Consider the following 15280-nt stretch of genomic DNA (forward strand, 5'->3'; position numbering starts at 1 on the left):
TTTAGAGTATCGAAATAATTGGAGGTTAAACCAAATGACAACAAAACTATTTTCACCTTATACAGTGAAAGATGTAACATTAAAAAACCGAATTGTAATGTCACCAATGTGCATGTACTCATGCGAAAAGGAAGACGGCGTAATAACCGACTTTCATATGGTTCACTACACAACTCGTGCGGTTGGACAAGTAGGTCTCATTATGGTTGAAGCCTCAGCTGTCGTGCCACAAGGTCGTATTTCAGCTCAAGACTTGGGCATTTGGAATGATGAACAAAGAGATGGATTAACGAAACTTGTGACACAGCTAAAAGAAAACGGTGCAAAAACGGCTATTCAACTTGCACACGCAGGACGTAAAGCAACTGTTGAAGGCGATATTTATGCTCCTTCCGCTATTGCTTTTGATGATAAAAGTAAAAAACCTGTGGAAATGACCACAGAACAAATTCAAGAAACGATTTCTGCCTTTAAAGAAAGCGCTCGACGTTCAAAAGAAGCTGGGTTTGATATTATCGAGCTTCATGCGGCACACGGTTATTTAGTACATCAATTTCTATCGCCGCTAAGCAATAAGCGCAGCGACGAATATGGCGGCAGCGCTGAAAACCGCTATCGTTTCTTAAAGGAAATTATTGAAGCTGTGAAAACAGAGTGGGACGGCCCTTTATTTGTCCGTGTTTCTGCTTCTGACTATACAGAAGGCGGATTAACAGTCGATGATCACGTTGTATTTGCAAAATGGATGAAAGAACAAGGCGTCGACTTAATTGACGTTAGTTCCGGTGCTCTGGTACACGCTCCAATCAACGTATACCCTGGCTATCAAGTGCCGTTTGCAGACAAACTCAAACAGCAAGCTAATATTGATACAGGGGCTGTTGGATTAATTACAACTGGACGACAAGCAGAAGAGATTTTACAAAGCGAACGCGCTGATTTAATTTTTGTTGCGCGCGAACTTCTGCGTGATCCGTACTTCCCGCGCACGGCGGCAAAAGAACTAAATGAAACAATTTCAGCACCCGTTCAGTACGAACGCGGATGGTAAAAAAAGACGAGGATATCCTCGTCTTTTTTTATGAAATCGTAAACCGTTTCAAGTCTTCTGCTATGTCGGTATTCGGAAAAATTTCTTTTGCTCCTTCTGCTAGCCGGCTGACTGCGTCTCCTTGGTAACGCGAACTAATATGAGATAAAATAAGACGCTCGGCCGATGCTGTTTTAGCAATTTCAGCGGCTTCTTTTGCAGTGGAATGAAAATAGTTGTAAGCAAGCTCCTCGTCTCCCGCTGCAAAAGTAGCTTCATGGACTAACACATTCGCATGCATAGCAAGCTGAACACTTTGCATGCACTTTCTTGTATCTCCTAAAACCGTGATAACCTTCCCTTTTTTAGGCTCTCCTACAAACTCTTGTCCATTAATAAGGCGCCCATCTTTTAATACTACTTCTTTCCCTTCTTTTAACTGCTGATAGTGAGGCCCTGGGGGAATATTCATCTCTTTTAAACGCTGAATGTCCAGTGATCCTGGCAAATCTTTTTCGACAACTCGATATCCATAAGATAAAATGCCATGTTCAAGCTTGCCAAATTCCACTGAAAAAGTTTCATCTTCAAAAATCGTTCCACTTTCACTTTCCTCTTCTATTTCAACAATCTCTAGAGGATATTGCAGATGAGTTTGACTTACAGCCAGCGTGACTTCAATAAATTCTTTAATTCCTTTTGGCCCGTATACAGTAAGCAGCGATTCTCCGCCTTGAAACGAACGGCTTCCAAGGAATCCAGGCAATCCGTAAATATGATCACCGTGAAGGTGCGTAATAAAAATTTTCTCAATTCGCCTTGGTTTAACGGTTGTATGTAAAATTTGATGCTGCGTTGCTTCTCCGCAATCAAAAAGCCACACCGCCCCTCTTTCTTGCAAAAGTTCGAGCGCAAGAGATGAAACATTCCGCTGTTTCGCCGGTACTCCTGCACCCGTTCCTAAAAATAACAATTCCATTTTCTACTTCCTCCTTCACACGCACAAAAAGCCTGTAAGTATATTATACAGGCTTTTTGCAAACTTACCTATTTGATGCTGTCAAGCGCATACGTAATAGTAGCTAATAACAGCTCAATATCACTTTCCTCAATGTTGAGCGGCGGCGAGAGCGTGAGAACATTATTATAGCCGGCCACCGTTGCTCCATTTTTCCCAATAATGACTCCTTTGCTTTTGCATTTAGCAATCACTTCATTTACAAGATTAACGTCTAACGGTTCCTTTGTTTGTTTATCAGCTACAAGTTCAATTCCAATTAAAAGCCCTTTACCTCTTACGTCTCCAACATATGGGTGGCTATCAATAAGCGGCGTTAGCTCACTTAATACGTAAGCCCCGAGCTGTTTAGAACGGCCAAAAAGATTTTCTCTCTCCATAATTTCTAAATTCTTTAATGCCAGTGCACACGCAGCTGGACTTCCTCCAAATGTATTAACATGGCGAAAATACTCGTACTGATCGCTATCTTTGAACGCTTCATAAATTTCTTTTTTAACAGCAGTTGCAGAGAGCGGAAGATATGCGCTTGTAATTCCTTTTGCCATGGTAATGATATCTGGTTTTACATCGTAATTCATAAAACCAAAGGCTTCCCCTGTACGTCCAAAGCCGCAAATAACTTCATCTGCAATTAAAAGTGCACCGTGTTTTTCACACGTTTCTTTTACGCCTTTCATATAATTTTGAGGCGGTAAAAGAATTCCTCCTCCTGTAATAATTGGCTCCATAATAACAGCGGCAATCGTTTCACTTAGCTCCCACGTCATAACATTGTCAATATCTTTTACAGATTGAAGCTTCTCTTTCGGTGCATCGTAGTCATCTTGCCCTCGGTACGAATCAGGCGGGGCAACGTGAATGAAGCCAGGGGCAAGCGGTTCATATTTATATTTACGCTGAGCTTGGCCCGTTGCTGCTAGTGCGCCCATTGAATTTCCGTGATACCCTCGATAACGCGAAATAAATTTGTAGCGAGAATGCTCTCCTTTTTGCTGATGATACTGACGCACAATTTTAAAAGCCGTTTCATTTGCTTCAGATCCGCTATTTGAAAAGAAGATAACATAGTCATCACCTAGCATTTCATTTAGCTTCTCTGCCAGTTTGATAGCAGGTACGTGAGATTGAGTGAGTGGAAAATAAGCCAGTTCTTTTAGCTGCTCATAAGCTGCGAGCGCTAACTCATCCCGTCCATACCCAGTATTTACACACCAAAGCCCTGCCATTGCATCTAAATAGCGATTTCCTTGTTCATCTGTAATCCAAGCACCTTTTGCTTTTGTAGCTACCATCGTTGCATCCGGACTGTATGGTTTCATTCCATGCCATACATACTGCTCATCTTTTGCACGCAGATCTTTTTCATTTTGACTGACCTGTACCATCTTATCCACTCCCAAATCGCTAGCGCGGTATTTTTTTCTGTATAGAAAGACTTCGACAAAATGCCGAAGCCACTTGCTATATTCATCTATATGTTAAAAGTCAAAGCGTGATGTAACCATCTTTTTACGTGTAAAGAAGTTCAAACCGTCTTTGCCGTTGACATGCAAATCTCCGTAAAAAGAGTCTTTCCAACCGGAGAATGGGAAGAAGGCCATTGTAGCAGGTACTCCTACGTTAATACCGAGCATACCCGCATCTGCTTCTTCTCTAAATTGACGCACCGCTTTTGCATCTTTTGTATAAATCGTTGCTCCATTTCCAAAACGGGATTTTTCCATATAGCGAAGTGCTTCATCTAATGTGTCAGCGCGAAGCAAGCTTAGTACAGGTGCAAAAATCTCTTCTTTAGCAATGGTCATATCAGGAGTTACGCGGTCAAAAATTGTTGCCCCTAAGAAGTTGCCTTCCGTATGCTCATCCATTTCTTTACGTCCGTCACGAATGAGTTCCGCCCCTTCTTTCATGCCAAGTTCAATATAATCCAGCACTTTATCACGGTGCTCTTTTCGAATCACAGGCGTTAGAAGCACTTCATCATCAAAGCCGCTTCCCATAATTAATTCATCTGCTTTTTGCTTTAATTTTGCGACGAATTCATCGCCTTTTTCACCAACCACGACCACGGCGCTGCAAGCCATGCATCGCTGGCCGGCACTTCCATAAGCCGAGCTGATAATATGTGATACCGCTTTATCCATATCGCAGTCTGGCATCACAACATGATGATTTTTAGCTCCAGATAAAGCCTGAACTCGTTTCCCTTGAGCAGCGGCTTGTTCATAAACATATTTTGCTACCGGCTGCGATCCGACGAATGAAATCGCTTTAACTTTTTCATGCTCTATTAATCCGTTCACGACATCGTGTGCCCCGTGCACAATATTTAATAATCCATCCGGTGCTCCTGCTTCTGTAAAAAGTTCAGCAAGTCGCGTTGCTAAAAGCGGCGTTCGCTCAGACGGTTTTAATACAAACGCATTTCCACATACAATTGCAAGAGGGAACATCCAAAGCGGTACCATCATCGGAAAGTTAAAAGGTGTGATGCCGCCAACGACACCCAGTGGAAAACGGAACATCTCAGAATCAATTTCTTCCGCTATGTTATTTAATGATTCCCCCATTAATAAAGTAGGAGCACCCGCGGCAAACTCCACGCATTCAATACCGCGCTGTACTTCACCGTAAGCTTCTTTGAAAGCCTTGCCGTTTTCTTGTACAACTAATTTAGCTAACTCTTCATGATGCTTAACTAGTAAATGCTGAAACGCAAACATTAATCTTGCTCGTTTTGGAGCAGGAACGTTACGCCATGTTTCAAATGTTTTTTGCGCTGTTTCCACCGCATTGGCTACGTCTTCTTTTGTAGAAAGCGGTACTTTTGCAATTATTTCGCCCGTCGATGGATTAATTACCTCTCCAAATTTTTCACCTGCCGTATCAACCCATTTTCCGCCCACGTAATTTTTTAAAACTTGCGTATCATTATTCACAACTGACATATCGCTTGGCCTCCTCAAAAAATAAGAAATGACAAATCTACCTTTATTATTGAATAAATAAATGGTGGTTGCATTAGACAAAATGTGAAACAACTCTAGATTCTCGTTTCACATTTTGCGCAGTGAACTCGAAGAAAGCATGAACTAAAATGAACATATAGTAAAATCAGCCTCAACATAAAAAAACAGCTGTTTCCAGCTGCTTACTTATCCGTTTATAAATTCCGCGCGCGACTTTTTCATCATAAACAAATATTCATATGCCATAATCATAAACTCAATTGCCAGTCGTTTTTCCGGCTCCATAAAGTCTTCACCCAGCAGCTTTTCTAGTTTTTCAATACGATGATACAGCGTTTGCCGGACAATGTATAAACGCTTAGCCGTCTCTTGTTTAGAACCGTTGCATGCTAAATAAATTTTTAATGTTTCCATGAGTTTTGCATTATACGTTTCATCATATGTAATAACGGGCTGCAGATATTCAAACACCACTTCCTGTAAGTCTTCATGCTGATGTAAAAGCGAAATAATCCGGTACATATGCAAATCATCATAAAAATGAATAATGGTTTGTTTTTGCAGCATTTCTTGAATCGAAATTGTTTCTTTAGCCGTTTCGTAGCTTTTATGCATGCAGTCAAGCTGTTCACAGTATTGGCCAATTCCGATAAAGCTAATGGCGTTCCTCTTTGAATTTTCATCCGATTCATATTGATTCATCCAGCGATGAAGGCTGTTTTCTAATCTCTCTCTCCACGTGCTAACCATTCGTTTGTTCAAAAGAATAAATAATACTTCGCGATTTCGCTCGGAGACTAATAAGTGAAAGCCTTCTTGTTCAAAAATGCTTCGCAAGATCAGCTTAAAATACGTTCGATCAAACTTCTCCCGCCTTTGCCACTTACAGCAAACAACGACACCTCCGCGAATAGGCGAATCTGAACACACTTCGTGCATAGAGTCTTTTATTTGTTCAAGAGTTAACTCTCCGTTCATCCATTTCGTCATCCATTCGGTTTCATCTACTCTTTTTTTCTCTTCGACATACAGGTCCTTCAAAAAATGCTGAGCAAGTGCAGTCGCCGTTCGGTCAACGGTGAGCACTTCAAGTTCTGTTAAGGCTTCATTTATAGAAGCAACATACAGCTGAGCATAATCTTGTCCTAATAAATGAATAGGCTGCTCAGTAAAATGCGGACTTTCATTTTCCCTGCTTATATAATGAAGTAGAAGCTGCTGTTTGAGCAAGTCCATCTCCGGAGCAAAGGTAAGCAATTCATTTGAAACTTTAAGGCCGACAAGAAGCCCCGTAGATTCATATAAACACTGTAAGATGACGGCTGGGTCATTAACTGTTAACAGCAGCTGATTTAGCCTATGAGAATACTGTTCTAAATCGGAAATCATTTGATAGTGCTGATTAATTAAAAGCGAGTGAACATCTTGTGTAATTTCAACGAACGGAACTTCCTCGTGAAATAAAATAATCGGAAAATCACATTCGTTCGCTTTATCAATAACAATTTGCGGAATCTTAGAAGTATAAGTGCCAAGTTCAATACACAGTCCTGATGCCTTACAAGAAATTAATTGCTGAAGAAATGATAAACAAGATTGAGAATCTTCTCCCCAGCCTACCCCTGTTGATAAAATGAGCTCGTTTCCTTTTAGCAGCTCATTAATGCGCGTCACTTCCATCACGTGCACCCACTTCACAGAATTAGTAAGCCCTTTCTCTCCAGCTATTACTTCACAGTTTACAAAATGTTTCCTTGTTAAAATCTCTGTTACTGTTAAATATGATTTCAAGTCAACACCGCCCCTAGCGAATTTCACATCATGTCTCCTGGATCATTAACGCGTATTTCGCATATGTGTAGAACAAAAGCTATATCTTCTTACATTATATTAAATATTTAGAAGAAATAAAATATTTAATAAAAGAAACGAAAAAAGCTGTAACGATAATGGATCGTTACAGCTTCTGAGCTGTTTGCTGTAATTTATTAAAAAAACCGTGGCGTTTAACCGCTTGTTCTTTAATTCGGTGAATTTCTTTTTTATAAAAACGCAAATCTTGTAGTGACACTGCATTTAACATTTCCATTTTTAATTTATCAATAATTTTTGTTTCTTCCTGTGTCATACACTGCGTAGCTTGATCCATCCGTGTCACACCCTTTTCGTATTTAATAGATTTAGTTTGAAAACGTTCTACTATAATATTTACTACAATTTACTAGATAACTAAACCTTTTCTCTTTCGATGTAAACGAAATGTAACAACTGTAATACAGTGAATGGATAATATCTAGTTATTTTGTTTCACATCCAAAACGAAAAAAACACAAAAACAGTTCACTTTTGTCAGCCAATATAGTAAAAAACTTATAGGTATTAGTAAACAAATAAAGAGATTGAAACATGATTAAATTACTCCAATCAACAGCCAGAAGCACCTACATACATGAAATCTACGTTCACCCTACCAATAAAAAAATCCGAACGATTCATCGTTCGGATCTTTCTTCAGCTAAAATAATTTTGTCCCAGCCTTCGTTTTTATACTTGTTGAATCAGTACGGATGAAAAATATTTTCTAGCATCCGCCGTCAATATATGAAGGGTTTCTTGTTCGGCTTGGTTATTTTCGGTGCGTTCAAACGTCACAAATGCCCCGCTTAGATTCTCTGTTACAGCTGTTATTTTGAATCCTTTTTGCAGCAAAAAATCAATCTTTTCTCGCTCTGCCATATATTCATGGTAACTTGACATTTCCCTGCCCCCGATCTATTTCTTCATCTGTTTTTATAACATTAATTTTTCAGCTTCGTTAGCCGTGTTTAACTCATTAAACTTTGCTCGTTTTGTAAATTGTCCGTAGCCTTTTTGACCGACAAACTGCTTATCTTTTACGACAAATTCCCCGCGGCAAAGTACTGAAACCGGCTCACCTGTGACTTTCATTCCCTCAAATGCGCTATAATCGACTGCCATATGATGCGTGTTTGCTGAAACCGTACGTTCAACAGAAGGGTCAAATATAAGCAGATCCGCGTCTGCGCCAACCGCTATTGTTCCTTTTTTCGGGTACAGTCCGAACAGCTTAGCAATTTTTGTTGATGTTATATCAACAAACTGATTTATATTAATTCGTTTCTTCACTACTCCTTCTGAAAATAAAATACTCATGCGATCCTCGATAATAGGACCTCCGTTTGGAATCTTCGTAAAATCTCCTTTTCCCAGATCTTTTTGACCGTTAAAATCAAACGAACACTGATCTGATCCAATCGTTTGCAAGTCGCCATTACGCAGAGCATTCCACAAAACATCTTGGTTCCACTTTTCACGTAAAGGCGGCGACCATACGTATTTTGCTCCTTCAAAATTCGGCTTTTCTAAATAGGTTTGGTCAAGCGTCAAATACTGCGGACACGTTTCGCCCCAGATATTTACGCCTTTTTCCCTTGCTTCAGCAATCTTTTTAACCGCTTCAGCGCACGACACGTGAACAACATAGAGCTGTGAGTCAGCCAGCTCCGTTAGCACCGCGGCTCTTCCCGTAGCTTCTCCTTCTATTTCTGGAGGACGAGTCAGTGCATGATAGATAGGATCGGTTTGTCCTTGTTCTAGTGCTTGTGCCGTTAAATACTCAATAACATCTCCATTTTCAGCATGTACCATCACAAGCGCCCCTAGTTTTTTAGCTTGCACTAGCGTTTGATAAAGGGTAGCATCGTCTGCTTGAAAAACATTTTTATAGGCCATGAACACTTTAAAAGAAGTAATTCCTTCTTTTTCAATAATCGTAGGAAGCTCATTTAATACATCTTCCGTGATTTCGCCAATCATTAGATGAAAGCTATAATCGATAGCCGCTTTTCCTTTTGATTTTTCATGCCATGTGCCGATCGCTTTTTGCAGCGGTTCGCCTTTATTGGTTAAGCAAAAATCAATAACAGTTGTCGTACCTCCAAAAGCTGCTGCTCTTGTACCTGTTTCAAAGTCATCTTTTGTAACGGTGCCTCCAAACGGCATATCTAAATGAGTATGAGGATCGATGCCTCCTGGAAATACATAGTTGCCTTTTGCATCAATCACTTCACAGCCCTGCTCTTCAAATGCCGAGCCAATTGCTGAAATAACTCCATTTTCAATTAAAATATCGGCTTTATACGTATCTGTTGCTGTGACTACCACACCATTTTTAACGATTTTCTTCATTTCTTCATCCCCTTTGTCTTTATACATCTAATCGCTGTGCAGCCGTCGCTTGTAAAGCAGCTTGGCGTTCATTCCACGTCATTGGAGGCTGTTCATTCGGTAATTCAACCATGGATATAGCCCCGTCCACCGGACATACAATCGAACATAAATTACAGCCTACACAATCTTCTTCTCTTACTTTTAAATAAGATTTCCCTGAAGGGTCTTTCAGCATATCAATACATTGGTGAGAAGTATCTTCACAAGAAATATGACACTTATTGCAGTTAATACACGTATCCGGATCGATGCGAGCCACTACTTTATAATTGAGATCTAAGTTGCCCCAGTCGGAATATTTTGAAACGGCTTTCCCTACAATATCACTTACTTTTTCGATTCCTCTTTCATCCAAATAATAATTGAGACCTTGAATCATATCCTCTACAATGCGGAACCCGTGATGCATAGCAGCTGTACATACTTGCACACCTGTAGCACCCATGAGCATAAATTCGACGGCTTCCTGCCAGTTCGAAACGCCTCCCATACCTGATATTGGAACGTTAATAAACGGACTTCTTGCACATTCAGCGACCATATTTAATGCAATCGGCTTAACAGCCGGGCCGCAATAACCTCCGTGAGCGCCTTTTCCTGCTACGTGTGGAATTGTATTCCATGAATGAATGTCTACTCCTGCTAAACTATTAATAGTGTTAATCATGCTCACAGCGTCAGCACCGCCTCGAACCGCTGCTTCTGCTGTAACGGTGATATCTGTGATATTTGGGGTTAATTTAACAATAACCGGCGTTTGGGCAACTTCTTTAGCCCAATGCGTTTGTTTTTCAACCAAATCAGGGACTTGCCCAGAGGCAGCACCCATCCCTCGTTCTGCCATTCCATGCGGACAGCCAAAATTCAGCTCTAATCCATCCACTCCTACGTCTTCTACTTTTTTGACAATCTCATGCCATTTTTCTTGCTGTGGTTCTACCATAAGAGAGGCAATAATTGCGTGGTTAGGAAACTTCTTTTTCGTTTCATAGATTTCCTTCAAATTAACTTCAAGCGGACGATCGGTGATTAACTCAATATTATTAAAGCCGGCTACGCGCTGACCGTTGAAGCCAACGGCAGCAAATCGAGAGGAAACATTTAAAATCGGATCACCAAGCGTTTTCCAAACTGCGCCTCCCCATCCTGCTTCAAATGCACGCTGCACTTGATAACCTGAATTGGTTGGCGGTGCGGATGCCAGCCAAAACGGATTTGGTGATTGAATACCTGCTAAATTTGTTGTTAAATCTGCCATAGATTTCTCCTCCTCCTGATTTTAAGCTGTTTCCATTGTTTCTTTTGTTAACTGCATATGAATATTTAACGCCGTTTGTTTTCCTTGCTGAGCAGCGGTCACAACCATTGCTTCTCCTTGCCCTTTACCAAAAATAACGTCTCCGCAAGCAAATACTTTTGGATTTGAAGTTTGAAACGTCTCTTGATTAATTAAGACAACTCCGTCTTCATGATGCAGCTGGAATTGTTGAATCAAAGACAGGTACCGTTCTTGACCAATTGCTTTAACAACAGCATCGACTGGAATGGTAAATGTTGAACCTTCAACAGGAACAGGCTTCCTGCGGCCGTCTGCATCTGGATCTGTTAGGGTCATTTTTACACATTCAATCCCGCTCACCTTACCATTTTCATCTCCAATAATTCGTATAGGAGCCGTTAACCAGCGGAATTCAACACCATCTTGTTTCGCAAATTCAAATTCAAAATCATAAGCCGTCATTTCTTCTCGTGTACGACGGTATAAAATTTGAACATTTTCAGCCCCCAAGCGCACGGAACACGTAGCACCATCAATCGCAGTATTTCCCGCGCCAATGACGGCAACACGCTTACCCACAAATTCTGTTGATAACGCTTCTGACTTCGTTTTTTTCACAAAATCAATCGCGTCATACACACCGTCTAGCTCTTCACCTTCAACATGTAGAGAAGGCACCTTGCTCATACCAATAGCTAATACAACCGCGTCATACGACTGCAGCAATTCACTTGGAAGAATATCTTCTCCAATTCTTACGTTTGTTTTAATTTTTACATCTAAGCTTTTTACTTGTTCAACTTCCCAGAATGAAATCGCTTGAGGAAGACGAAACGACACGATTCCATATGTATTTAACCCTCCTGCTTGTTTTTCCGCTTCAAAAATGGTTACGTCATATCCAAATCGCGCCAGTTCTCTTGCTGCAGAGAGACCCGCCGGACCTCCACCAACAATTGCTACCTTTTTGCCGTTTGCTCTTCCTTTCTCAAACAGCACCTGTTCATTTTGAATAGCCCAATCCGTTGCGTAGCGCTGCAAATTCCCAATCATAATTGGTTTGGTTGAGTGGTTAAGTACACACGCTCCTTCACATAGTTCATCGGTTGGACAAACTCTTGAACAGCTTGCTCCTACGGGATTAGAAGACATAATCGTTTCGGCAGACCCCTTTAAATTGCCCGATGCAATTTTTTTAATAAACGTCGGGATGTCAATTCCTGTAGGGCATGCCTGAATACAGGGTGCATCATAACAGTACAAACATCGATTAGATTCTTCGACTGCTTCTCTATTTGACAACCCTTTTTCTACTTCATTAAAGTTTTGAATGATGGACTGCAAACTTTCCTGTGATCGCATTGCATCAACCTCCCAAGGATATCTGTTGATAAAACTAAAATTGAAAGCGCTTACATATTTTTTATATACGTTATTTTCAACTTCTACTTTGGTAAAATGTATTACTAACTTTATTGTACAAAACGACCGTCTTTTCTTCATTATACATTATGTTAAAAAATTCAGACTATTTACTATTCACTATGTAAAAAGCCTTGCTTTTATATAAAAGCAAGGCTGCAACTATTATTTTGCTACTTCTTTAATAATCGACACTACTAGTTCAGATGTCTTCACCAGTTCTTCTACCGGAATTTTTTCATTTGTTGTATGAATGTCTTCATAACCAACTGCTAAATTTACTGTTGGGATATCAAAGCCTGCGATTACATTTGCATCGCTTCCGCCTCCGCTTTGAAGCAGGCGTGAAGGACGATCGATATTAGCCACGGCTTTTTTAGCAACTTCGACAACATGATCTCCATCGCCAAATTTAAAGCCTGGATACATCACTTTAATATCAACTTCTGCACGTCCGCCCATTTCTTGTGCAGCTGTTTCAAACGCTTCTTTCATTTTCGCTACTTGTGCTTCCATTTTTTCTGGAATTAATGAACGAGCTTCTGCTAAAATATCGACGCGGTCACACACGATATTCGTTTGCGTTCCACCTTCAAAGCGTCCAATATTCGCTGTAGTCTCTTCATCAATACGTCCAAGCGGCATTTTAGAAATGGCTCTTGAAGCAATCGTAATAGCAGAAACGCCTCGTTCAGGAGCTACACCTGCATGAGCTGTTTTTCCATAAATTGTTGCATTTACTTTTGCTTGCGTCGGCGCAGCAACGATAATGTCTCCCACTTTGCCATCGCTATCTAAAGCATAGCCGAATTTTGCCGTTACGAGACTAGAATCAAGAGCTTTAGCGCCCACTAAGCCAGATTCTTCTCCTACTGTAATAATAAATTCAATTTTGCCGTGCGCGATGTTTTCTTCTTTTAATACGGTGATGGCTTCTAGCATTGCTGCTAAGCCTGCTTTATCATCCGCTCCAAGAATTGTCGTGCCGTCACTTTTAATATAGCCATCTTCGATAGATGGTTTAATACCGTTTCCAGGTACGACTGTATCCATATGAGAAGTAAAGTAGATTGTGTCTACGCCTTCTTTTGTAGCTGGCAGTGTGCAGATTAAGTTGTTGGCTCCGTGGCCCGTTTTTTCTTTGGCATCATCTTCTACTACTTCGACGCCTAATGCGGTAAATTTTTCTTTTAGTACAACAGCAATTTTTTCTTCATGCTTTGTTTCTGAGTCTACTTGTACTAATTCAATAAATAAATCAACGATTCGTTGTTCATTAATCATAATATGTAATCCCTCCAAAAATAACCTACAATGGTATGTTACCATGTTTCTTTGCTGGACGCTCTTCCTTTTTATTGTGCAACATTTCAAGCGCTTGTATTAATTTTATTCGCGTTTCCCTAGGATCAATAACATCATCCACCATTCCAGCGCTTGCCGCTACGTAAGGATTAGCAAATTTCTCGCGATACTGTTCAATTTTTTCGTGTCTTGTTTCATCTGGGTTTTCGCTACCTCGAATGTCGTTTGCAAAGATAATATTTGCAGCACCTTGAGGACCCATAACAGCGATTTCGGCATTCGGCCACGAATACACAAGGTCCGCTCCAATCGATTTACTATTTAAAGCTACGTATGCACCGCCGTACGCCTTTCGCAAAATCACCGTGATTTTCGGAACGGTAGCTTCGGAGTATGCATATAAAATTTTAGCACCATGACGTATAATTCCGCCATGTTCCTGCTTGATACCTGGGAAAAAACCTGTAACATCTTCAAATGTAATAAGTGGGATATTAAATGAATCGCAAAATCGAATAAACCTTGCTGCTTTATCTGAGGAGTTAATATCTAAACTGCCTGCCATTACTTTAGGCTGGTTACACACAAGTCCGACAACTTTTCCATCTATGCGGGCAAAACCAATGACAATATTTCTTGCAAAGTCTTTTTGCACTTCAAAAAATGAGTGCTCGTCCACTACTTGGTGAATGACTTGACGCACATCGTAAGGGCGCACGGCATCAAACGGGACAACGTCTAATAAATCCGGACGATAATGATCACACTCTGCCTTTGAGGCTAAAGGAGGCTGCTCTTGGCTAGACTGAGGAAGATAACTTAAGAGCATTCGTACTTGTTCTAGCACCTCTTGTTCTGTTGCACCTCTAAAATGGGCATTACCGCTAATTTCGTTATGAACAGCTGCTCCTCCAAGATTTTCTGAGGAAATGCTTTCTCCCGTTACCGTTTCAATTACTTTTGGTCCTGTAATGAACATTTGACTTGTTTCTTCTACCATAAAAACAAAGTCCGTAATCGCCGGTGAGTACACGGCTCCGCCTGCACAAGGCCCCATAATAACAGATATTTGAGGCATGACACCCGAATAAATGGCATTTCGATAAAAAATATGACCGTATCCATCAAGAGACATGACGCCCTCTTGAATACGAGCCCCGCCTGAATCATTTAACCCAATAAACGGCACGCCTGTTTTAGCAGCTAAGTCCATTACGTGCGCAATTTTTTTAGCATGCATTTCACCTAACGCGCCTCCGAATACCGTAAAATCTTGCGAAAACAAATAGACTGAGCGACCGTTTATCTTGCCGTAACCTGTTACTACCCCGTCTCCTGGTCCTACTTGATTATTCATACTGAAATCCGCACACCGATGTTCAATAAATGGATTTAATTCGACAAATGTATGTTCATCCAAAAGAATTTCAATTCGTTCGCGTGCCGTTAGTTTCCCTTTATGGTGCTGTTTTTCAATTTTTTCGTCCCCACCGCCTAACTCGATCTTCCGGCGCTTATCGTACAATTCATTTAATTTATCATAAATGTCAACCATGTTTCTTCTCCTCCTCTAGTGTTTTTTCACAGAGCTCATAAAGAACACCGTTTGCTGACTTTGGATGCAAAAAAGCAATGGATGCTTCCCCTGCGCCTTTTCTCGGAACATCGTCAATCATTTGTACACCCTTTTCCTTTAACTCGTTAATCCGTTCTTCAATCGTGCGCACACCTAAAGCCACATGATGAAGACCTTCACCTCTCTTTTGGATGAACGCGCCGACTGCACTGTCTTCAAAGAGCGGCTCTAATAATTCGATTTTTACGTTGCCGCACTGAATAAAAGCAACTTTTACTCCTTGTTCTTCTACTTCTTCTACTTTTAATAGAGACAGTCCTAATACCTTTTCATAAAAAGGGAGGCTGCCTTCAATTGATTTTACAGCTATTCCTATGTGATCAATTCCTTTTATCACTTTCTCACCTCTTTAAAAAAGCGTTTTCAT

General features: G+C 40.6%; 13 protein-coding genes. 1 reads left to right on the forward strand and 12 read right to left on the reverse strand.

Annotated features, from left to right (window positions below):
- Positions 1-34: 34 nt before the first annotated feature.
- Positions 35-1051, forward strand: a complete 1017-nt coding sequence (gene namA, locus LAV82_RS03780) for an NADPH dehydrogenase NamA (RefSeq protein ID WP_211077318.1) — start codon at positions 35-37, stop codon at positions 1049-1051.
- 28 nt (positions 1052-1079) lie between these two features.
- Here the strand turns inward: namA and rnz are convergent, their stop codons facing one another.
- From rnz to mce, 12 genes are all read right to left on the reverse strand, one after another.
- Entirely contained in the window at positions 1080-2009 is a 930-nt protein-coding gene (gene rnz / locus LAV82_RS03785) for a ribonuclease Z (protein ID WP_029320278.1), read from the reverse strand.
- 68 nt (positions 2010-2077) lie between these two features.
- Positions 2078-3436, reverse strand: a complete 1359-nt coding sequence (locus tag LAV82_RS03790) for an aspartate aminotransferase family protein (protein ID WP_013059100.1) — start codon at positions 3434-3436, stop codon at positions 2078-2080.
- A 93-nt stretch (positions 3437-3529) separates the two neighbouring features.
- Positions 3530-4999, reverse strand: a complete 1470-nt coding sequence (locus LAV82_RS03795) for a CoA-acylating methylmalonate-semialdehyde dehydrogenase (protein WP_057274004.1) — start codon at positions 4997-4999, stop codon at positions 3530-3532.
- A gap of 207 nt (positions 5000-5206) precedes the next feature.
- Complete coding sequence (locus LAV82_RS03800; RefSeq protein ID WP_013059102.1) at positions 5207-6838, reverse strand: PucR family transcriptional regulator; 1632 nt, start codon at positions 6836-6838, stop codon at positions 5207-5209.
- A gap of 139 nt (positions 6839-6977) precedes the next feature.
- The gene (locus LAV82_RS03805) at positions 6978-7169 is read right to left on the reverse strand and encodes a hypothetical protein (protein ID WP_013059103.1); all 192 of its coding nucleotides are present in this window, start codon (positions 7167-7169) and stop codon (positions 6978-6980) included.
- Positions 7170-7564: 395 nt separating this feature from the next.
- On the reverse strand, positions 7565-7777 hold the full coding sequence (locus tag LAV82_RS03810; RefSeq protein WP_013059104.1) for a hypothetical protein: 213 nt from the start codon (positions 7775-7777) through the stop codon (positions 7565-7567).
- Between the two features lie 33 nt (positions 7778-7810).
- The gene (hydA, locus tag LAV82_RS03815; protein ID WP_013059105.1) at positions 7811-9229 is read right to left on the reverse strand and encodes a dihydropyrimidinase; all 1419 of its coding nucleotides are present in this window, start codon (positions 9227-9229) and stop codon (positions 7811-7813) included.
- A 19-nt stretch (positions 9230-9248) separates the two neighbouring features.
- Positions 9249-10529 carry an NAD-dependent dihydropyrimidine dehydrogenase subunit PreA gene (gene preA, locus LAV82_RS03820; RefSeq protein ID WP_013059106.1) on the reverse strand — a complete coding sequence of 427 codons (1281 nt, stop codon included), beginning with the start codon at positions 10527-10529 and terminating at the stop codon, positions 9249-9251.
- A gap of 21 nt (positions 10530-10550) precedes the next feature.
- Positions 10551-11912 carry an NAD(P)-dependent oxidoreductase gene (locus LAV82_RS03825; RefSeq protein WP_053487727.1) on the reverse strand — a complete coding sequence of 454 codons (1362 nt, stop codon included), beginning with the start codon at positions 11910-11912 and terminating at the stop codon, positions 10551-10553.
- Positions 11913-12137: 225 nt separating this feature from the next.
- Positions 12138-13256: a tripeptidase T gene (locus LAV82_RS03830; RefSeq protein ID WP_013084962.1), complete on the reverse strand. Its 1119-nt coding sequence runs from the start codon at positions 13254-13256 to the stop codon at positions 12138-12140.
- Between the two features lie 25 nt (positions 13257-13281).
- The gene (locus tag LAV82_RS03835) at positions 13282-14832 is read right to left on the reverse strand and encodes an acyl-CoA carboxylase subunit beta (protein ID WP_013059109.1); all 1551 of its coding nucleotides are present in this window, start codon (positions 14830-14832) and stop codon (positions 13282-13284) included.
- Positions 14825-15250: a methylmalonyl-CoA epimerase gene (mce, locus tag LAV82_RS03840; RefSeq protein ID WP_029320258.1), complete on the reverse strand. Its 426-nt coding sequence runs from the start codon at positions 15248-15250 to the stop codon at positions 14825-14827. The genes LAV82_RS03835 and mce overlap by 8 nt, the downstream gene beginning before the upstream one ends.
- Between the last annotated feature and the right edge of the window lie 30 nt (positions 15251-15280).

It is taken from the genome of Bacillus sp. ILBB4 (assembly GCF_035064545.1).
Classification (GTDB): domain Bacteria; phylum Bacillota; class Bacilli; order Bacillales; family Bacillaceae_H; genus Priestia.